Below are 18,528 nucleotides of genomic sequence, written 5' to 3' on the forward strand. Positions count from 1 at the left end.
CGTCCCCCGGAGGGGCATGAACACCTCGGCCCACGACCCGTACGTCCGGGTGCGCGGCGCCCGCGAGCACAACCTGCGGAACGTCGACGTGGACGTCCCCCGGGACGCGCTGGCGGTGTTCACGGGGGTCTCCGGCTCGGGCAAGTCCTCGCTCGCGTTCGGCACGATCTACGCCGAGGCGCAGCGCAGGTACTTCGAGTCCGTCGCCCCGTACGCCCGCCGGCTCATCCACCAGGTGGGCGCCCCGGCGGTCGACGACGTGCTGGGGCTGCCCCCGGCGGTCGCCCTGGAGCAGCGCCGCGGGGCACCGACCTCCCGCTCGTACGTGGGCACCGTGACGACCCTGTCCAACACGCTGCGGATGCTCTTCTCCCGCGCGGGCCGCTACCCGCCCGGCGCGGAGGCCGTGGACTCCGACGCCTTCTCGCCCAACACTGCCGCGGGCGCCTGCCCGGTGTGCCACGGGCTGGGCCGGGTGCACCGGGCCACCGAGGAGCTGATGGTCCCGGACCCCTCGCTGAGCATCCGCGACGGGGCGATCGCCGCCTGGCCGGGCGCCTGGCACGGCAAGAACCTCCGGGACGTCACGCGCACCCTCGGGTACGACGTCGACCGGCCCTGGCGCGATCTGTCCCCGCAGGACCGGCAGTGGATCCTGTTCACCGACGAGCAGCCGGTGGTGACCGTCCACCCGGTCCGGGAGGCCGGGCGGATCCAGCGTCCGTACCAGGGCACCTTCCAGAGCGCGCGGCGCTACGTCATGCACACCTTCGCCGACTCCAAGAGCCCGGCGCTGCGCGCCCGCGCGGAACGGTACCTGGAAAGCTCGCTCTGCCCCGCCTGCGGCGGCAGCCGGCTGCGCCCGGAGTCGCTGGCCGTCACCTTCGCCGGGCGGACCATCGCCGAACTCAACGCGATGCAGCTCGCCCGGCTCGCCGAGGTTCTGCGCCCGGTCGCCCGGGGCGCGGTGGACGACCTCCCCGAGGGCCCGCAGCGGGGGATCGCCGCGACGCTCTGCGCCGACCTCGTCGCCCGGATCGAGGTCGTCACCGAACTCGGTCTGGGCTACCTCAGCCTGGACCGCACGACGCCGACGCTCTCCCCCGGGGAGCTGCAACGCCTGCGCCTGGCGACCCAATTGCGCTCCGGCCTGTTCGGTGTCGTGTACGTGCTGGACGAACCCTCGGCCGGGCTGCACCCGGCGGACAGCGAGGCGCTGCTGACGGTCCTGGTGCGGCTGCGGGAGGCGGGGAACTCGGTGTTCGTCGTCGAGCACGACATGGACGTGGCGCGCCGCGCGGACTGGATCGTCGACGTCGGGCCGCTCGCGGGCGAGCGCGGCGGCCGGGTGCTGTACAGCGGCCCGGTGGACGGGCTGGAGGCGGTCGCCGAGTCCGCCACCCGCCGTTTCCTGTTCGCCTCGGGACCCGATCCGGCCGCCGGCCGCACCGCACGGCAGCCGTCGTCGTGGCTGGGCCTGCGGGGCATCACCCGGCACAATCTGCGGGGTGTGGACGTCGAGCTGCCCCTCGGGGTGTTCACGGCGATCACGGGGGTGTCGGGTTCGGGCAAGTCCACGCTGGTGGGCGTGCTCGCGGGGGTGCTGGCCGAACATCTGGGGCCGGCCGGCACCGCGGACGGGGCGGCCGATCCCGCGGACACGGACGAGGGCGACGACGGCGCAGCGTGGGACGGCGACGGCGCCGGGCCGGCGTTCGGGGTCCTGGCCGAGGGGCTGCAGGTGGTGGACCGACTGGTGCGGGTGGACCAGAAGCCCATCGGCCGCACACCGCGCTCCAACCTGGCCACCTATACCGGCCTGTTCGACGCGGTGCGCAAGCTCTTCGCGGCCACCGACGACGCCCGGCGGCACGGCTACAAGGCCGGGCGGTTCTCCTTCAACGTCGCGGGCGGCCGCTGCGAGACCTGCCAGGGCGAGGGGTTCGTCGCCGTCGAGCTGCTGTTCCTGCCCGGCACGTACGCACCGTGCCCGACCTGCCACGGGGACCGCTACAACGAGGAGACGCTGGCCGTCCGTCACCGGGGGCGGAACATCGCGGAGGTGCTCGGCATGACCGTGGACGCGGCGGCCGGCTTCTTCACGGACGTCCCCCCGGTCGCCCGGAGCCTGCGCACCCTGCAGGAGGTGGGGCTGGGCTATCTGCGGCTGGGGCAGCCCGCCACCGAGCTGTCGGGCGGCGAGGCGCAGCGCATCAAGCTCGCCTCGGAACTGCAACGCGGCCGCCGCGGGCACACCGTGTACCTGCTGGACGAGCCCACCACGGGGCTGCACCCCGCCGATGTGGAGCTGCTGATGCGGCAGTTGCACGGGCTGGTCGACGCGGGCCACTCGGTCTTCGTGGTCGAGCACGAGATGGGCGTCGTGGCGGGCGCCGACTGGGTGGTCGACCTGGGCCCCGGCGGCGGGGACGCGGGCGGCCGGGTCGTCGCCACCGGACGGCCCGCGCAGGTGGCCGGGGCGGACGGGAGCCGTACGGCGCCCTACCTGGCACGCCGGCTGACAGGCTGACCGCTCACCGCCCGCCTGCCCCCGGGCTCACCCGGCCCGCCAGCCGCTCCAGCGCCGTACGCAGATCTCCACCAGCGGCCCCGCGGGCGGACGGCCGGTGTACTGGCCGTACTTGGCGGTCAGCAGGGCGACGAGGCGGGCGGCCGCGGCGGATCCGGCGGCCGGTCCGCCGGCCGGGGGGAGGACGCGGGCCGTGCCGTCGGCGCGGGCCCACCAGAGCACGTCCCAGTCCTCGTCGTAGTCGTCGGCGAGCAGGCAGACCGCCGGGTTGGCCTCGATGTTGGCCAGGCGTTTGAGGCGCGTGGTCCGCTTGGGCTTGTGATCGACGGCCAGCGCGACCGTGTCGCCGTCCACGGCGAAGACCACGGGCACCAGGTGCGGTGTTCCGGCGGCGTCGGCGGTGGCCAGGCGGGCGACGCGTGCGGCGGCGAAGCGCTCTCGCGCCTCGCGGCTCGTCAGGACCGGCATCGGGCCTCCTTCGTCGTGGCCGCCGGTCAGCGGAACCGGTCGGCGAGCGCCGCCAGTCGGTCCAGGTGCTCCAGGCTCTCCCGTTCGGGCAGCGTCGGCAGGTAGAGGAGGACCCGTTCGACCCCGAGCCGCCGGTAGCCCTCCAGGTGCTCCTCGCCGCCGCGGACCGCATACACCGTCACGGGCACGTCCCGTCCGGCGACCTCGCGCAGCCGCTCCATGCGCGGGCCGAGGTCGTCCGGTCCGTCGCTGTTGGCGATCCAGGCGTCCCCGAATTCCGCGACCCGGCGGAACCCGCCCTCGCCTCCGCCGACGTAGATCGGCGGGTGCGGCCGCTGCACCGGCTTGGGCCAGGCGAAGACCGGGCCGAAATCGACGAACCGGCCGTGGAACTCGGCCTCGTCCGAGGTCCACAGCTCGCGGATCGCCCGCAGGCGTTCGTCGGTGAGCAGACCGCGCGTGGCGGGGTCGGCGCCGTGGTTCCGCATCTCCTCGCGGTTCCAGCCGACACCGACACCGAAGACGGCGCGGCCGTCGGAGACCAGGTCGAGGGAGGCGACCTCCTTGGCCGTGTGGATCGGGTCGCGCTGCGGGACCAGCGCGATCCCGGTGCCCAGCAGCAGGCGCCGGGTGACCGCGGCGATCACGGACAGGGCGACGAAGGGGTCCAGGGTGCGGTAGTACATCTCCGGCAGTTCGCCGCCCCCGGGGTAGGGGGTCTCCCGCCGCACCGGGATGTGGCTGTGCTCGGCGATGAACAGCGAGTCGAACGCCCGTTCCTCCAGGGCGGTTCCGAGCGGGGCGGGACGGATGCCCTGGTCGGTGATGAAGGTGGAGATCCCGATTTTCACGACGGCTCCGTGGGTTGCGGCGGCGGCGAGGGGTTGGCCCCGCTGTGCTGCCTACCCCGCCCGGGTGGCCGTGCGCCCTCGACCACCCGGGCGGAGCATCGCCGCCGGACCCTGCCGGGCCCGGTGCCCGCTCAGCCGGCCGCCGCGCGGCGCGCGGCCACCGGCTCCCGCCCGCGCCGGTGCAGTTCCACGGCGAGCGGCGCCGCGGTGAAGACGGAGGACCAGGTGCCCACGGCGAGCCCGATGAGCAGGGCCAGCCCGAAGTCGGCGAGCGATCCCTCCCCCAGCACGGCGAGCGCGGCCAGGATGAACGCCGCGCCCATCCCGGTGTTGACGGTACGGGGCACCGTCTGCAGGATCGCCGTGTTGGCGACCTGGGCGAAGGGGCGCTTGCGGTCGCGCCGGGCCAGCTCCCTGACCCGGTCGAAGACGACCACCGAGTCGTTGACGGAGTAGCCGATGACGGTGAGCAGGGCCGCGACGAAGACGCCGTCGACAGGCCTGCCGAGCCAGGCGAACACCCCCACCAGGACGACGACGTCGTGCGCCATGGCGGCCACCGCCGCCGCGCCGAACGTCCACCGGAACCGGGCGGCCAGGTACAGGAGCTGGGCGGCCAGCGCCACGACGAGGGCGATGACGGCACCGCGCCGCAACTCCCCGCCGATGCCCGGGCCGACGGACTCGTCGCGGAGCTTGTCGGCCCGCCCGCCGAGGTCGCCGATCGCCTCGGTGACGCGGTCCTCCTCCGCCTCCGTCAGCTCCGGGGTGCGCACGCTGAGACGGTCCTCGCCCGAGGTCTGCACGACCGCCCGCGGGAACCCCGCACCGGCCAGCACGTCGCGCGCCCGGTCGGCGTCCACCGGCCGGTCCGTCGCGTACTCGACGAGCCGGCCGCCGGTGAACTCCACCCCGAGGTCGGCGCCGCGCACGAGGACGCCGGAGCCCGCCAGGACGAACACCGCCGCCGACACCGCGAGCCAGCGCCTCGGACGACGCATCAGGTCCGAGTCGCGGCGGGTGATCCGTTCCCGTACGGCGCCGATGCCCGCGATGCCGGACAGCTGCGGCCGCCGCCGGACGGAGGGCCGGGCGACGGCCAGGTCGGCGAGGACCCGGGTGATCACCAGGGCGCTGAGCATCGACGCCAGGACACCGATGCCGAGGGTGACGCCGAAACCGCGCACGGGCCCGGAGCCCAGGAAGAACAGCAGCGCGGCGGCGATGAGGGTGGTGACATTGGTGTCGGCGACGGCGCTGAAGGCATTGCGGAAACCGGCGGTCAGCGCGGACCCCAGGCTCGTGCGGCGCCGTGCCGCGTACTCCTCCCGGGCCCGTTCGAAGACGAGCACATTGGCGTCGACGGCCATGCCGATCGCCAGGACGAAGCCCGCGAGTCCCGGCAGGGTGAGGGTGGCGCCGAGGGCGGCCAGCGCGGCGTAGGAGACCAGGCCGTAGCAGGCGAGCGCGACGACGGCCAGGGCGCCGACGAGCCGGTAGACGCCGATGACGAACAGCGAGGTCAGCGCGGTGCCGATCCCGGCGGCCCAGACGGCGGCCGTGACGGCCGCGGCGCCGAGGGTGGGGCCGACCGTGCGCTGCTCGACGGTCTCCACGGGGACCGGGAGGGCGCCCCCGCTGATCAGCAGCGCCAGTTCGCGGGCCTCGCCGTCGTCGAAGGTGCCCGTGATCCGCGTCGACCCGCCGGTGATGCCGGTGCCGCAGGCCACCGACGGGTCGACCTGCGGGGAGGAGATCACCTTGTCGTCCAGGACGATGGCGACGCGGCGGGCGGGGTCGCCCGCCGGGCGGCAGGCCGCCTCCCCGGTCAGGCGCGCCCACTTGTCCCGGCCCTCCCCCTTGAAGTCGACGTCGACGGTCCAGCCCGCACCGGTGTCCTGGTCGAAGCGGGCGTGCGCGCCCTTGACGTCCCCGCCGGTCAGCGAGGCGGCGCGGAGCCGCAGCGACTGGCCGGACTCGTCGGCGAGTACGCGGTCCGCGGGTTCCCCGGACTGCGGTGCGGAGGCGTCCCCGGCCGTGCCGAGCACGGCGTGGAAGGTGAGCTGGGCGGTGCGGCCGAGGACGGCGGCGGCCTGCGCCGGCTCCTCGACGCCGGGCAGTTCCACGATGATCCGGTGGTCACCGGACTGTGCGATGGCGGGTTCCGCGACGCCGAGGGCGTCGACGCGGCCGCGCAGCACCTCGACGGTGCGGGCGGTGGCCTCCGCGTCGGCGGGCGCCGAGGGTGTCGAGCGGGTCTCCAGGACGATCTGGGTGCCGCCGCGCAGGTCCAGCCCGAGGCGGACCGGCACGGTGGCGGCGACGTAGAGGGACAGGGCGACGGCAACGAGGGCGAGCAACGCCCGCACGCGCGTGGCGCGTGTCACGGGGGCCTCCAGCAGGCATGGCGCAGCCGCGCGGGGCGGCGTGCGAGGGTGAAGTGATGAGCTGTCAGATGCCGGTGGAGGAGGGTGGGGCGCGTCCGCGGCGGAGCGAGGCGTGCGCGCTCGCGGTGGCGGTGCCGGCGGCGGCCGGTCGCGGCGTGACGTACCGCGGGCAGGGGAGGGCGGTCCGGGCGGAGGAGGCCGCGCCGTCGAGGGGCGGCGAGTGCCGCTCACCCGGGGCGTCGCGCCACGTCCGGGCGGGTGCGGTGCAGTCGGCGTACGGCCGGGCGGCGGGCGGCCCGGCGGCGTGCGGCCCGGAGTCGAGGTCACCGGCGGCGGCCCGGTGCGGCGGGGCGTCCCCGGGTCCCGTCGCGGCGGCGGCCGGGACGAGGAGCCCGAGGAGGGCGAACAGGGTGGCGGCCAGCGTCCCGGCGACCGCCCTCGCCGACCGGCGGGAGCCGCGCGGGCGGGCCGCGGGGGCACGGCGCCGTGCCATGCGGCACCTCCTCGTCGGTCGTCAGGGATGGGGCGGGGTCCGGGCGCCGGGCTCACGCCTCGATGAGGCCGGCCCTTATCGCGTAGCGGGTGAGCTGCAGCCGGTCGTGCAGGCCGAGTTTGCCCAGCAGGTTCGCGCGGTGCCGGTGCACGGTCTTCACGCTGATGACCAGCGTCTCGGCGATCTCCTTGGAGGAGTGCCCCTCGGCGACGAGCTTGAGCACCTCCTCCTCCCGCGCCGTCAGCACGTGCTCCGGGGTCTCCTCGCCGTGGCGGGCGCGGTCGAGGTAGTCGCGGATCAGGGCGGTGACCGCGCCCGGGTAGAGGAAGGGCTCGTCGCGCATGGCGGCCCGGCAGGCGGCGACCAGGTCGCGGTCGGCGACCGACTTCAGCACGTAGCCGCAGGCACCCGCCTTGAGCGCCTGGAAGAAGTACTGCTCGTTGTCGTGCATCGTCAGCATCAGGACGCGCAGCCCGGGTTTCAGCGCGGCCAGGTCGCGGGTCGCCTGCAATCCCGTCAGGCGGGGCATCGACACGTCCAGGATGGCCAGGTCGACGTCCTGGGCGCGGGCCAGCGCGATGGCCTCCGCGCCGTCGCCGGCCTCGGCGACGACCTCCAGGTCCGGTTCGCGGTCGAGGATCAGCCGCACCCCGCGGCGCACCAGGGCATGGTCGTCGGCGAGGAGGATGCGGATCGGGGTCGGTCCGGTCGGGGTCATGAGCGTTCCCTCGGGGCGGGCACGGTCAGCCGGACCTGGGTGCCGGCCCGTGGTGTGGAGGTGATGTCGAGCGCGGCGCCGAGGAGCAGGGCCCGTTCGCGCATGCCGCGGATGCCGGCGCCCTCGTGGACGATGCCGGTGCCGCGTCCGTCGTCGCTGACGCCGAGCACGACGCGGTCGCCGCTGTGGCGCAGGCTGACCTCGACGCGTTCGGCCTCGGCGTGGCGGGCGACGTTCGTCAGGCTCTCCTGGGCGACGCGGTACAGCACGAGTTCCGTCTCGTGGTCGAGGGAGGGCAGGTCGGTGTCGAAACGGCGCCGCACCCCCAGCCCGGTGTGCGTGGCGAAGTCACCGGTGAGCGAGGTCAGCGCGCTGACCAGGCCGAGGTCGTCCAGCACCGCGGGACGCAGCCGGCGGGCGAGCCTGCGGACCTCGTCCAGGCTCTCCCGGGTGATCTCCTGCGCCTGCTGCAGTTCACCGCGGAGCGGCTCGGGCGCCTGGTCGGCGGCCCGGGTCAGTTCGAGCAGCACGGCGGTCATGCTCTGCCCGACCTCGTCGTGGAGCTCCTGGGAGACGCGGCGGCGCTCGGCCTCCTGCGCGAACAGGACGCGGGCGCTGCTGGTGGCCCGTTCCGCCTCCAGCCGGTCCAGCATGGCGTTGAAGGTGCGGATCAGCTCGGGCACACCGCCGTGGCCGCGCCTCGCCGGCAACCGCTGCCCGGGACGCAGCAGGTCGACGGTGGTCATCAGCCGGGTCAGCCGGTCCAGCGGGGCCAGGCCGACCCGCAGCAGCACGGCGTTGGCGACCAGCATCACGGCGAGGCCGCCGACCAGGATCACCGCCTCGGCCAGCACCACGGGTACGGAGACGGTCACCGGGGCCCACAACAGCAGTGCCGTGGCCGTACCGAGCACCACGGCGTTCAGCCCGAAGATCCGCCAGAACAGGGACACCTGACGTCGGCCTCCTTCTCCCGCTCTTCCCTCGTCGCTCACGCGCGCACACCTGGCGCCCGCCTCCGCGGGTTCCGGCAGGCGGGCGCGGCCGCCGTCGTGGCGGCCTCCCTCCAGCCTGCCGCGCCGGGGTGCCCTGGTCGATGGGGTGCGACCCCCATCTCCGGGGTGGTCATGGGGTCGCCGGCCGGCCCGCGGATGGGGTCCGGTACCCACAGGAGATGGGTGTCACGGCCGATGGGCAGAAGCCGCCCGTTCGGCGACGGTGGGAGGTGACCCCCCGCGTGGTCCCGGCCGGCGCCTCCCTCGGCGCCGGCCGCCCGCGCATCCCCTCCCCGGAAGGAGCACGCCGTGTCCCCCGACACCGCCCGGCCCGGACCCCGGCCCGAACCCCGGCCCGAGACCCCGACCGGCCGCATGGCCGCGCACGAGGTCCGTCAGCGACTCGAGCACGAGCGCGACACCCGGCTGACCCAGCTCCGTGCCGTCGCCGAGGCCGGCTGGGCGGCGGACGACCACGTCATGGTCGTGCAGAAGGAGGCCATCCAGCGGGTGCTGGGGGAGATCGAGGCCGCGTTCGCGCGCCTCCAGGACGGCAGTTACGGGGTGTGCCCCGACTGCGCCGGGCCCATACCGGCCGAGCGCCTGGAGATCCTCCCGTACGCGCGCTGCTGCGTGGCCTGCGGGCGCCGTGCCGCGTGATCCGAGGACCGGCCGGAGAGAGGTGACGTGGTGAACCACCGGACCGCGGACGACCGCGCCATGCAACTGTCCGCCGAGGACCTCGCCGCACTGCGCGCGAGCCTCCACGAGCAACGCCTCTTCCGCCGGGAGCAGTTGCGGCAGATCGGTGCGCCCGTGCCGGCCCCCGCGCACCGGCCGCCCGACGGGCGGGCGGCGGCCCGGGAGGAGGTCCGCGCCGCGCTCGCCGCTTCCGCCCGGATGGTGCTCGCCGACGTCGAGGCGGCCCTGGAACGCATGCGGGAGGGACGGTACGGGATCTGCCCGCTGTGCCGCGGGCCGATCCCGCTGACCCATCTGGTGGTCGTCCCCCAGGCCCGCTACTGCGGCCGCTGCCGGCAGGCGAGGGGGGCCGCGGGATGAGCACGCCGTGGCCGCCGGAGCGCCGGTGGACGGGTCTCGCCGTCGACCTCGGCAGTGCCCGCACACGGGTCTGGGCGCTCGGCGGGGGCATGGTGCTCGACGTCCCCACGGTGACGTTCCCCGACGCCGGCCCGGACCGGGGCCCGCGCACCCTCCACCCCTTCCGCCGCCACGCCGTCGACGTGGCGGGCACCGCCCGGATGCTCGACCGGCTGCTCCGCCACGGGCCGCCCCGGCTCGGCCGTCCGCTGGTGGTGCTGACAACGCCCGTGCTGGACGGTGTGCCCTGCCGGGCGGCGGCCCGGGCCGCCGTGGAGGTCCTGCGGCCGCGCGCCGTGCTGACCGTGCCGACGGCGCGTGCGGTGGCGCTGGCGGCCCGCGAGGACCTGTCCCGCCCGCTGCTCGTGGTGGACGCCGGTGCCCGGTTCACGGAGACGGTCCTGCTCGTCGACGGCGTGGTGACCGACGCACAACGCGTCGCGCTCGGCGCCTGCGGCCTCGACGACGACCCCGCCTCCGCACGCCTCGTCGACGCGGTCGCGGCCATGGTGGCGACCGTCGTGGACGGGGACCGGACGACGGCCGAGCCGCCCGCCGCGGCGCGCGGCGTCCTCCTGGCCGGCGGCGGCGCGGTGCGCCCCGGGTTCGTCCGCCGTCTCGCGCGCCTGCTCGACGTACCCGTCAAGGTCGTACCGGCGCCGGACACCGCGGCGGTGCGCGGAGCCGCCGAACTGCTCGGATCCGCCCGCCGCCACCCGTCGTCCACCGGCGACGTGCCCGCACCGGTGCCGGAGTAGCGGCCGTCGCCCTCCACCGGGTTGCGGGTCCGGATGCGGGGTGGTGGCCTGAAGGTGTGTCGTGCCGGGGAGGCAGGGATGGCGGCAGCGTCGATGCGTACGGTCCGGCTGTCCTCGCGGGACGTCCCCGCGCTCGGCCAGGGCACCTGGTACCTCGGTGAGGACCCGGGGCGCCGCCGCGAGGAGGTCGCCGCGCTGCGGCTCGGTCTGGACCTGGGCATGTCGATCGTCGACACCGCGGAGATGTACGGCGACGGCGCGTCGGAGGAACTGGTCGGGGAGGCCATCGCGGGACGTCGTGCCGAGGTGTTCCTCGTGAGCAAGGTGCTCCCGGACCACGCCGACCGCCGTGGCGTCGCCGCGGCCTGCGAGGCGAGTCTGCGACGGCTCCGCACGGACATCCTGGACCTGTACCTGCTGCACTGGCGGGGGCGGCATCCGCTGCAGGAGACCCTCGCCGGGTTCACCGAGCTGATGGCCGCCGGCAAGATCCGCACCTGGGGGGTCAGCAACCTGGACGCCGGGGAGATGGCCGAACTGGCCGCCGTTCCGGGCGGGTCGGCGGTGGCGGTGGACCAGGTGCTCTACAACCTCACCCGGCGCGGCATCGAGTGGGACCTGCTCCCGTGGTGCCGGCGCAACCGGGCCGGCGTGATGGCGTACTCCCCCGTCGAGCAGGGCCGGTTGCTGCGTTCGGCACCGCTGCGGGCCGTGGCGGACGGCCTCGGCGCCACGCCCGCCCAGGTGGCACTGGCGTGGGTGCTGGAGCAGGGCGTGGCGGCGATCCCCCGCTCGGGGCGGCCCGAGCACGTGCGGGAGAACCGCGCCGCGGTGGACCTACGGCTTCCCCCGGACGCGCTGGCGGCGCTGGACGCGGCCTTCCCGCCGCCCCGCGGGCCCGTCCCGCTGGAGGTCCTCTGAGCGGCGCCGCGCCGGGTCAGCGGGGCGGCGGTGCGGGTGCGGGTGCTGGTGCCGGTGCCGGTGCCGGTGCGACGAGGAGCCGTTCGATGCCCAGGTCGAGGGCGACCTCCAGGTGGGTGAGCGAGCCCGTCGACATCAGGATCGAGACACCGCCCTGGATGCCCGCGAGCAGGGCGGCCGCGGCACGGTCGGCGTCCAGTTCCGGGGGGATCTCCCGCTTCTCCTGCATGGCCCGGATGCCGCTGGTGATCTGGGCCTGCCAGGACCCGAGGAGTTCCCTGGTGACGGCCTGCGCCCCGGGCGTCGCGGGGCTCAGCTGCGAGACGAGCGTGCCGAGCGGGCACTGCTGCCCCTGCCGCCGGTAGCGGTCGACGACCGCGTCCCGCCAGTCGTACCAGGCCTGCCGCGAGGTGAGCGCGCCGAGGTGCGGCTGCTGGTCGGACAGCACCCGGCCGGCCTCGTGCCGGGCGACGGCGAGCAGCAGTTCCTCCTTGCCGCCGGGGAAGTAGTGGAAGAGCTGGCTCTTGCTGGTGGCCGTACGGGCGCGGATGTCGTCCAGGGTGGTCTCGGTCGCGCCGCGCTCGCGGATCTGCTCCGCGGCCCCCTCGACGATGCGTTGCCGGGTGGCGGCGCCCTTGGCCGTGAGTCGTGGTGCCATGCCCTCATCGTGCCACTTTCTGGACTTGCAGGTCCATTTTTTGGGTGGCACCTTGGCCGTTCCCAGCCGGTTCACGGAGAAAGGCGCGGCACATGACCCAGCGACTCACCGGGCGGACGGCCCTGGTCACCGGTTCCACCACGGGCCTCGGCGCCGCCATCGCGGCGGCCCTGGCCGCCGAGGGCGCGTTCGTCGTCGTCAGCGGACGCGACGAGGCCCGCGGTGCCGACGTGGTGGCACGCATCGAGAAGGACGGCGGCTCGGCGGCGTTCGTCGGCGCCGACCTGTCGGGCGGTGCCGACGCCGTCGGCCGCCTCGCCACCGGCGCGCTCGCGGCGGCGGGCGGACGGATCGACGTCCTCGTCAACAACGCGGCACTCCTGCTCACGCCGACGCCGACCGCCGAGGTCCCGCAGGAGACCGTCGACCAGGCGCTGGCGGTGAGCGTGCGGTCGGTGTTCCTCCTCACCGGCCTGCTGGCCCCGCCCATGGCCGAGCGCGGACACGGCGCCGTGGTCAACCTGGGGTCCATCAACGGCATGCGGGGCATGGCGCATTCGGCGCTCTACAGCATGACCAAGGCGGCCGTGCACTCGCTGACGACTTCGTGGGCCGCGGAGTACGGTCCGCACGGGGTCCGGGTCAACACCGTGGCTCCCGGTCCCACCCTGACGGAGAAGGTCGCGGCGAGGGAGGAGCAGCTGACGCCGATCATCTCCCGCATGCCCGCGCGCCGCGCCGGCACCCCGGCGGAGGTGGCCTCGGCCGTCGTGTTCCTGGCGAGCGACGAGGCCTCGCAGATCCACGGCGCCACGCTCACCGTCGACGGCGGGTACACCGCGGTGTAGCGACCGGCCGCCGACGTGTGGCCGCGTCGGCCCGTTGCCACAATGAGGGCATGACCAGCGCCGGTCGCTACGGCGAGCGCTTCTTCAGCCCGGAGGACGCCGGTGAGGGCGACCGCGTCGACCTCGCCGCCGCCACGTTCGACGACACCACGCTCGCCCGCCTGCGGCAGCTCGGGGCGGGCCCCGGATGGCGCTGCCTGGACGTAGGCGCCGGCACGGGCACCGTGGCGCGCAGGCTGCTGCGCGAGGCCGGCGTCTCCGAGGTGCTCGCCGTCGACCGGGACGTGCGCTTCCTTGCGGCATACCCGACGCCGGGCCTCACGGTGCGGCAGGCGGACGTCACCGCGGACGACTTCCCGCCGGGACGGTTCGACCTCGTCCACGCGCGGTTCGTGCTGATGCACCTGCCGTCGCCGGAGCGCATGATCGCCACGCTCGGCCGCCTGCTCGCCCCCGGCGGCGTCCTGGTGGTCGGCGACGCCGTGGACCTCACCACCGCCGACGCCCCCGACACGCCGTACACACTGGTCATGCGGGCGATGTGGCGGGGGCTGCGCGACTCGATCGGCACCGACGTCTCCCGGGTGCCCCGCTACCCCGAGATGCTCAGGGCGGCGGGGCTCCGGTCGGTGGCGGCCGAGATCCACGTGCCGCCTCTCGTACCGGGCAGTGCGATCAGCCGGTTCTGGGCGCAGACGTTGGACCGGACACGATCGACCATGATCGCCACGGGCCTCGTCGACGACGCCCTCGTCGACGAGGCGGTGCGTCACCTGGACTCCCCGGAGTGCGCCGACCTGCCCCCCGGCATGCTCACGGCCTGGGGCCGGTCGCCGCTCTAGGCAGTGCCGGCGCGATGCTCGGAGCCCGCGCCGTACCGTTCGAAGACCCCGGCCGACGGACCGGGGCCGCACACGGGGACATCACCCGTACGGCCCAGCGCGACATGCGCCCGCGCGGTCCCGCGACCAGGCTGGACGGTGGTGCAGTCGGAGGGCTCCGCTTCTCCCTGCAGGAGTCCTCATCGCCATGAGTCGGGCCCCCACCGCAATGACGCGGCGGGGGCCTGAGGCGTCTTCAGGAGTTCTCCGCCGCAAGCGCGGCCCTCAGCCGGCGCACCTCGGCGAGCAGCCGGGGCACGTCCTGGCGGGCGGAGGCGATGAAGTCGAGGTCGGCGTCGAGCTGTTCGTCCGGGCCGGCGACCTCGCGCCCGGCGGTGACCCTGGTGAGGTGCAACTCCTCGTCGCCCGCACCACCGGCCGCCCCGACCTGGAGGAAACTCGCCCCGCCGATCCCCGCCCGGGTCTCCAGCAGTGGCGTCCAGGGGCCGGGCGACGCGCTCGCGGCGCGCTCCTCGATGCCGTCCAGTTCCGCTTCGGTCGGCGACCCGTCCGCGACCACGCTCCGGTTCTCCGCCGGCGCAACCGCCAAGTCGCCGGGCACCAGGGAGAACACGACGAGGTCGACCTGGCCGGTGTGCACGAAACCCGCGTCGCGCAGGACGCCTTCGCGGCGCAGGCCGGCCTTCGCGGCGACGCGCTGGGACGCGGTGTTGCCCGTCGCCGCGCGCAGTTCCAGGCGCCGGAAGCCCTGTTCGGCCAGCAGCCATGTCGCCAGCGCCCGGGTCGCCTCCGCGGCGATGCCGCGTCCTCTCGCCCAGGGCGAGACCCAGTAACCCACCTCGCTCGTCCGCACCCGCCAGTCGGTGCGCTTCAGGCCGACGGTGCCCACCAGACGCCCGCCGTCCCGCTCGGCGACGGCGAAGTGGATGCCGTCGCCCGACGCGCGCAGGGCGTGGGAGCCCGTCGTGCACCAGGCCATCGCCTCTTCGGGCGTGTAGGGCCGGGGCAGGGGCAGCCACCGCTGGGTGAGGGGGTCCACGCAGCTCGCCCAGGTGTCGTGGGCGTCGTCCGGGGTGAACGGGCGCAGGACGAACCGCTCGGTGCGCAGGACCGTGTCGGGGAACACATCCGTTTCCGTCGCTCGCTCCGTCCGCCGCGGGCCGGGGGGTTGGGCAGACGGTAGCAGCAGGCCTGCACGGCACACCGACGGTCTCACGGGTCGTTACACAGCGTCGCCGCGCACTCGATCCGCGGTGACGGCGGAGCCTCTCGACATTTCAGACTTATCGCCACACTTGCCACATACAACTCCCCAACCGAAAGCAGCCCCTTGACACTCCGCCCCCTGGGGTTCATGGTTCCCACATCGCTCGTTTAAACCGGTTCAAACGCGAGATGACATCATCCTTTCGCGTTGGTTGCCCCGGTATGCGAGTGCCAGAACGTGCTGCCTCCGGCGCCAAAGGTGCCGCCGGACGGCGTGCCCCGCGGGGCACGCCGGTCGACGGAACCTGCGGCTGCGGATGTGGCCCCCCTTCCGCCGCCGTACACGGAGAGTCCGCATGGCCCGACGCCCCACGATCGCCGATGTCGCCCAACTGGCGGGTGTGTCCCGGGCGACGGTCTCCTTCGTTCTCAACGACCGCCCCGGCGTGGCCGCCGCGACCCAGGAACGGGTGCGCGCCGCGGCCGGGCAGCTGGGCTGGACGCCGAGCCGCAGCGCCCGCGCACTGTCGACCGGACGGGCCAGGGCCGTCGGCCTGGTCCTGACCCGCGAGCCCGACCTGATCGGCACCGACCCCTTCTTCCCCGCCTTCATGGCGGGCATCGAGTCGGTCATATCCGAGTCGGGCGACGGCCTCATGCTGCACGTGACGAGCCCCCGCAACGAGATGGACACCTACCGCCGCCTGGTGGACGACCAGCGCGTCGACGGGGTGTTCCTCACCGACCTGCGGGTGGGCGACCCGCGCCCGGAGCTGCTGCGGGAACTCGGCCTGCCCGCCGTGGCCGTCGGCGCCGACGACGGCGTCGAGGGCATCGCCACGGTCAACCTGGACGACCGTCCCGTGGTCGCGGGCGCCGTCCACCACCTCGTCGGACTCGGCCACCGCCACATCGCCTATGTCGCGGGCCCCGCGGAGTACCTGCACGCCCAGCGGCGGCTCGGCGCCTGGCGGGACGCGCTCGCGGAGGCGGGCCTGCCCCAGGGCCCGGTGCTGCCGGGCGGCTTCACCGCCGAGGGCGGCGCGCTCGCCACGCAGGCGCTGATCACACGGGGCGACCGGCCCACCGCCATCGTGTACGCCAACGACCTCTCCGCGACCGCGGGCATGGCCGTGGCGCAGGAAGCCGGCCTGCGGATGCCCGACGACCTGTCGGTGGTCGGCTTCGACGACGTACCGCTGGCCTCCTGGACCCGACCCTCGCTGACCACCTGCCGCGCCGACGCCGCCAGCTGGGGCCGGGCCGCCACCCGCGCCCTCATCGAGACCATCGAGCACGGCACCACCCCGCACGTGGAACTGGACCCGGCCGCGCTCATGGTGCGCGACTCCACGGGACCGGCGCCCGCCCGCCCCTGACCACCACACCCGCCGAAGCGCGCCCGTCGCGCCCACGACGTTCTCCGCTCCCCGGAGGGCCGTCACCGAGGCAGGACGACGCCCCGGAACGGCCGCTTCCCACCCCTTGAGAACACGGAGCCACCGCAATGAAGAAAACCGTCCTGACCGTCCTCTCCGCCGTCGCCTTGACCGTGCCGCTCGCAGCGTGCGGCAGCGGCGGGTCGGACTCCGCCGCGGGCGGCGACGCCCACGGCCCGATCACGGTCTGGTACTCCAACAACGCCCAGGAGGTCGCCTGGGGCAAGAGCATGGTCGCGTCCTGGAACGCCGCCCACCCCGACGAGAAGGTGAAGGCGCAGGAGATACCCGCGGGCAAGAGCTCCGAGGAGGTCATCGGCGCGGCCATCACGGCCGGCAACGCCCCGTGCCTGATCCTCAACACCGCTCCCGCGGCCGTGCCCGGCTTCCAGAAGCAGGGCGGCCTGGTGGCCCTGGACGACTTCCCGGGTGGGAAGAAGTACCTCGAGGAGCGGACCGGCGAACGGCTCTCCCAGTACGCGTCGCCCGACGGCAAGCACTACCAGATGCCCTGGAAGAGCAACCCCGTCATGATCTTCTACAACAAGGACCTGTTCAAGAAGGCCGGGCTCGACGCCGAGCACCCCAAGCTCTCCACCTACCAGGACTTCCTGACCACCTCGCGCGCCCTGGTCGAGGGCGGGGTGCACGCCGCCATCTGGCCGGCTCCCACCTCGGAGTTCTACCAGTCCTGGTTCGACTTCTACCCGCTCTTCGCCGCCCAGACCGGCAAGCAGCTCGTCGAGGACGGCAAGGCCCAGTTCGCCTCGCCCGACGGGATCAAGGCCGCCGAGTTCTGGAAGACGATGTACGCGGACCGCCTGGCCCCCAACGAGCAGTACAACGGTGACGCCTTCGCCGACGGCAAGTCCGCCATGGCGATCGTCGGCCCGTGGGCCGTCTCGGTCTACGGCGACAAGGTCAAGTGGGGCGCCGTGCCGGTGCCCACCGCGACCGGCGCGGAGGCCAAGGGCACCTTCAGCGACGAGAAGTCCATCGGCATGTTCACCGCGTGCAAGAACAAGGGCACGGCCTGGGACGTGCTGAAGTTCGCCACCAGCAAGGAGCAGGACGGCAAGCTGCTGGAGGCCACCGGCCAGATGCCGATGCGGCAGGGCCTCGCGGCCGCGTACCCCGACTACTTCGCCTCACACCCGGACTACAAGACCTTCGCGGAGCAGGCCGACCGCACCGTCGAAGCCCCGAACGTGCCGAACTCCGTCGAGATCTGGCAGACGTTCCGCGACGCCTACACCAAGTCCGTGATCTTCGGGAAGGGCGACGTCGAGAGCGCCTTCCGCGAGGCCGCGGGCAAGGTCGACGGCCTGGCGAAGCAGTGAGTCACGGCCATGTCCTCCACGCACCATGACGTCCTCCGCCCCGGGTCCGCCCGGGGCGGGGCCCGCCCCCGGACCGACCGCGGGCAACGGCCGCGCAGGTCGCGGTTCGCCGGCCGGCAGCCCATCGGCCTGGCCTTCGTCTCCCCGTACCTCCTGTACCTGGCCGCGATCTTCCTGTACCCGCTCGGCTTCGCGGTATGGATCTCCTTCCACGACTACTTCTTCGCCGCGCCGGGCGCCCAGGTGGACCGCCCCTTCGTGGGGTTCGCCAACTACACCTCCGTCCTCACGGATCCGGACGTGTGGCGTTCCTTCGGCAACATCGCGGTCTTCCTGGTCATCAATGTGCCGCTGACGGTGGCGGCGTCCCTCGTGCTCGCCACCGCCCTCAACTCCAAGCTGCGGGCGCGCACGTTCTTCCGCACGGCCTACTACGTCCCGTACATCACCGCCAGTGTCGCGGTCGTCGGCGTGTGGCTGTTCCTGTTCAACTCCAACGGCCTGGTCAACAAGGCGCTCGGGCCGCTCGCACCGGACCCGTCGTGGCTGGTCAACTCGCATCTGGCGATGCCGACCATCGCGCTGTTCGTCGCCTGGAAGCAGCTCGGCTTCTTCATCGTGCTCTACCTGTCGGCGCTGCAGAACGTGCCCGGCGAGCTGTACGAGTCCGCCGCGCTCGACGGCGCGGGCAAGGCGCGGATGTTCTGGTCGATCACCGTTCCGGCGGTGCGCACCGCCACCCTGCTCGTGCTGGTCCTGGCGACGGTGACCGGGGCGAACCTGTTCACCGAGCCCTATCTGCTGACCAGCGGCGGCGGCCCCGACGGGGCGACCACCTCACCGGTGCTGCTGATGTACCAGCGCGGTCTGCAGCAGGGCCACCCGGACGAGGCGGCGGCGATCGGCGTGATCCTCGTCGTGCTGATCACCGGCATCTCCCTCGTCTACCGCCGATGGCTGGAGAGGGACTGAC

The 18,528-nt window shown here is 74.2% G+C and carries 18 protein-coding genes; 10 read left to right on the top strand and 8 right to left on the bottom strand.

Features of this window, described 5'->3' with window-relative positions:
* Window positions 1-16 precede the first annotated feature (16 nt).
* Window positions 17-2,530 (top strand): excinuclease ABC subunit UvrA, encoded by a 2,514-nt coding sequence (locus CHF15_RS12345; protein ID WP_089223776.1) that lies wholly within the window; start codon window positions 17-19, stop codon window positions 2,528-2,530.
* 27 nt (window positions 2,531-2,557) lie between these two features.
* Here CHF15_RS12345 and CHF15_RS12350 read toward each other — a convergent pair whose 3' ends face one another.
* The 6 genes from CHF15_RS12350 to CHF15_RS12375 all read right to left on the bottom strand — a co-directional run bounded on the left by CHF15_RS12350 (window position 2,558) and on the right by CHF15_RS12375 (window position 8,400).
* Window positions 2,558-2,998: a TIGR03668 family PPOX class F420-dependent oxidoreductase gene (locus CHF15_RS12350; protein WP_089223777.1), complete on the bottom strand. Its 441-nt coding sequence runs from the start codon at window positions 2,996-2,998 to the stop codon at window positions 2,558-2,560.
* Window positions 2,999-3,024: 26 nt separating this feature from the next.
* Window positions 3,025-3,849, bottom strand: a complete 825-nt coding sequence (locus tag CHF15_RS12355; RefSeq protein ID WP_089223778.1) for an LLM class F420-dependent oxidoreductase — start codon at window positions 3,847-3,849, stop codon at window positions 3,025-3,027.
* A gap of 131 nt (window positions 3,850-3,980) precedes the next feature.
* Window positions 3,981-6,236: a protein translocase subunit SecD gene (gene secD, locus CHF15_RS12360; RefSeq protein WP_089223779.1), complete on the bottom strand. Its 2,256-nt coding sequence runs from the start codon at window positions 6,234-6,236 to the stop codon at window positions 3,981-3,983.
* A gap of 64 nt (window positions 6,237-6,300) precedes the next feature.
* Complete coding sequence (locus tag CHF15_RS12365) at window positions 6,301-6,729, bottom strand: hypothetical protein (RefSeq protein WP_089223780.1); 429 nt, start codon at window positions 6,727-6,729, stop codon at window positions 6,301-6,303.
* A 52-nt stretch (window positions 6,730-6,781) separates the two neighbouring features.
* A complete protein-coding gene (locus CHF15_RS12370; RefSeq protein WP_089223781.1) occupies window positions 6,782-7,447 on the bottom strand; it encodes a response regulator in 666 nt (221 codons plus the stop codon).
* Window positions 7,444-8,400: a sensor histidine kinase gene (locus tag CHF15_RS12375; RefSeq protein WP_089223782.1), complete on the bottom strand. Its 957-nt coding sequence runs from the start codon at window positions 8,398-8,400 to the stop codon at window positions 7,444-7,446. Before CHF15_RS12375 ends, CHF15_RS12370 begins: the two co-directional genes overlap by 4 nt.
* Before the next feature lie 351 nt (window positions 8,401-8,751).
* Here CHF15_RS12375 and CHF15_RS12380 point away from each other — a divergent pair, with 351 nt between their 5' ends.
* The 4 genes from CHF15_RS12380 (at window position 8,752) to CHF15_RS12395 (ending at window position 11,222) form a co-directional block, all read left to right on the top strand.
* Window positions 8,752-9,102 (top strand): TraR/DksA C4-type zinc finger protein, encoded by a 351-nt coding sequence (locus CHF15_RS12380; protein WP_410169635.1) that lies wholly within the window; start codon window positions 8,752-8,754, stop codon window positions 9,100-9,102.
* 30 nt (window positions 9,103-9,132) lie between these two features.
* Window positions 9,133-9,504, top strand: a complete 372-nt coding sequence (locus tag CHF15_RS12385; RefSeq protein WP_245938793.1) for a TraR/DksA family transcriptional regulator — start codon at window positions 9,133-9,135, stop codon at window positions 9,502-9,504.
* Window positions 9,501-10,301 carry a rod shape-determining protein gene (locus CHF15_RS12390; protein ID WP_089223783.1) on the top strand — a complete coding sequence of 267 codons (801 nt, stop codon included), beginning with the start codon at window positions 9,501-9,503 and terminating at the stop codon, window positions 10,299-10,301. The genes CHF15_RS12385 and CHF15_RS12390 overlap by 4 nt, the downstream gene beginning before the upstream one ends.
* Before the next feature lie 78 nt (window positions 10,302-10,379).
* Window positions 10,380-11,222, top strand: a complete 843-nt coding sequence (locus tag CHF15_RS12395) for an aldo/keto reductase (protein WP_245938794.1) — start codon at window positions 10,380-10,382, stop codon at window positions 11,220-11,222.
* A gap of 16 nt (window positions 11,223-11,238) precedes the next feature.
* Here the strand turns inward: CHF15_RS12395 and CHF15_RS12400 are convergent, their stop codons facing one another.
* Window positions 11,239-11,880 carry a TetR/AcrR family transcriptional regulator gene (locus CHF15_RS12400; protein WP_089223784.1) on the bottom strand — a complete coding sequence of 214 codons (642 nt, stop codon included), beginning with the start codon at window positions 11,878-11,880 and terminating at the stop codon, window positions 11,239-11,241.
* A 92-nt stretch (window positions 11,881-11,972) separates the two neighbouring features.
* On the opposite strand from CHF15_RS12400, the gene CHF15_RS12405 reads away from it, so the two are divergent.
* Both CHF15_RS12405 and CHF15_RS12410 read left to right on the top strand, forming a co-directional pair.
* The gene (locus CHF15_RS12405) at window positions 11,973-12,728 is read left to right on the top strand and encodes an SDR family NAD(P)-dependent oxidoreductase (RefSeq protein ID WP_089223785.1); all 756 of its coding nucleotides are present in this window, start codon (window positions 11,973-11,975) and stop codon (window positions 12,726-12,728) included.
* Window positions 12,729-12,778: 50 nt separating this feature from the next.
* A complete protein-coding gene (locus CHF15_RS12410) occupies window positions 12,779-13,570 on the top strand; it encodes a class I SAM-dependent methyltransferase (RefSeq protein WP_089223786.1) in 792 nt (263 codons plus the stop codon).
* A 235-nt stretch (window positions 13,571-13,805) separates the two neighbouring features.
* Here the strand turns inward: CHF15_RS12410 and CHF15_RS12415 are convergent, their stop codons facing one another.
* The gene (locus CHF15_RS12415) at window positions 13,806-14,696 is read right to left on the bottom strand and encodes a GNAT family N-acetyltransferase (RefSeq protein WP_245938795.1); all 891 of its coding nucleotides are present in this window, start codon (window positions 14,694-14,696) and stop codon (window positions 13,806-13,808) included.
* Window positions 14,697-15,132: 436 nt separating this feature from the next.
* Between CHF15_RS12415 and CHF15_RS12420 the strand changes: the two genes are divergently transcribed.
* The 3 genes from CHF15_RS12420 to CHF15_RS12430 all read left to right on the top strand — a co-directional run bounded on the left by CHF15_RS12420 (window position 15,133) and on the right by CHF15_RS12430 (window position 18,527).
* Window positions 15,133-16,155 (top strand): LacI family DNA-binding transcriptional regulator, encoded by a 1,023-nt coding sequence (locus CHF15_RS12420; RefSeq protein ID WP_089223787.1) that lies wholly within the window; start codon window positions 15,133-15,135, stop codon window positions 16,153-16,155.
* Between the two features lie 128 nt (window positions 16,156-16,283).
* Window positions 16,284-17,555, top strand: a complete 1,272-nt coding sequence (locus tag CHF15_RS12425; RefSeq protein WP_089223788.1) for an extracellular solute-binding protein — start codon at window positions 16,284-16,286, stop codon at window positions 17,553-17,555.
* A gap of 9 nt (window positions 17,556-17,564) precedes the next feature.
* Window positions 17,565-18,527 carry a carbohydrate ABC transporter permease gene (locus CHF15_RS12430; protein ID WP_089223789.1) on the top strand — a complete coding sequence of 321 codons (963 nt, stop codon included), beginning with the start codon at window positions 17,565-17,567 and terminating at the stop codon, window positions 18,525-18,527.
* Window position 18,528 lies beyond the last annotated feature (1 nt).

The organism is Actinacidiphila glaucinigra, from assembly GCF_900188405.1.
GTDB classification, from domain to species: Bacteria; Actinomycetota; Actinomycetes; order Streptomycetales; family Streptomycetaceae; genus Actinacidiphila; species Actinacidiphila glaucinigra.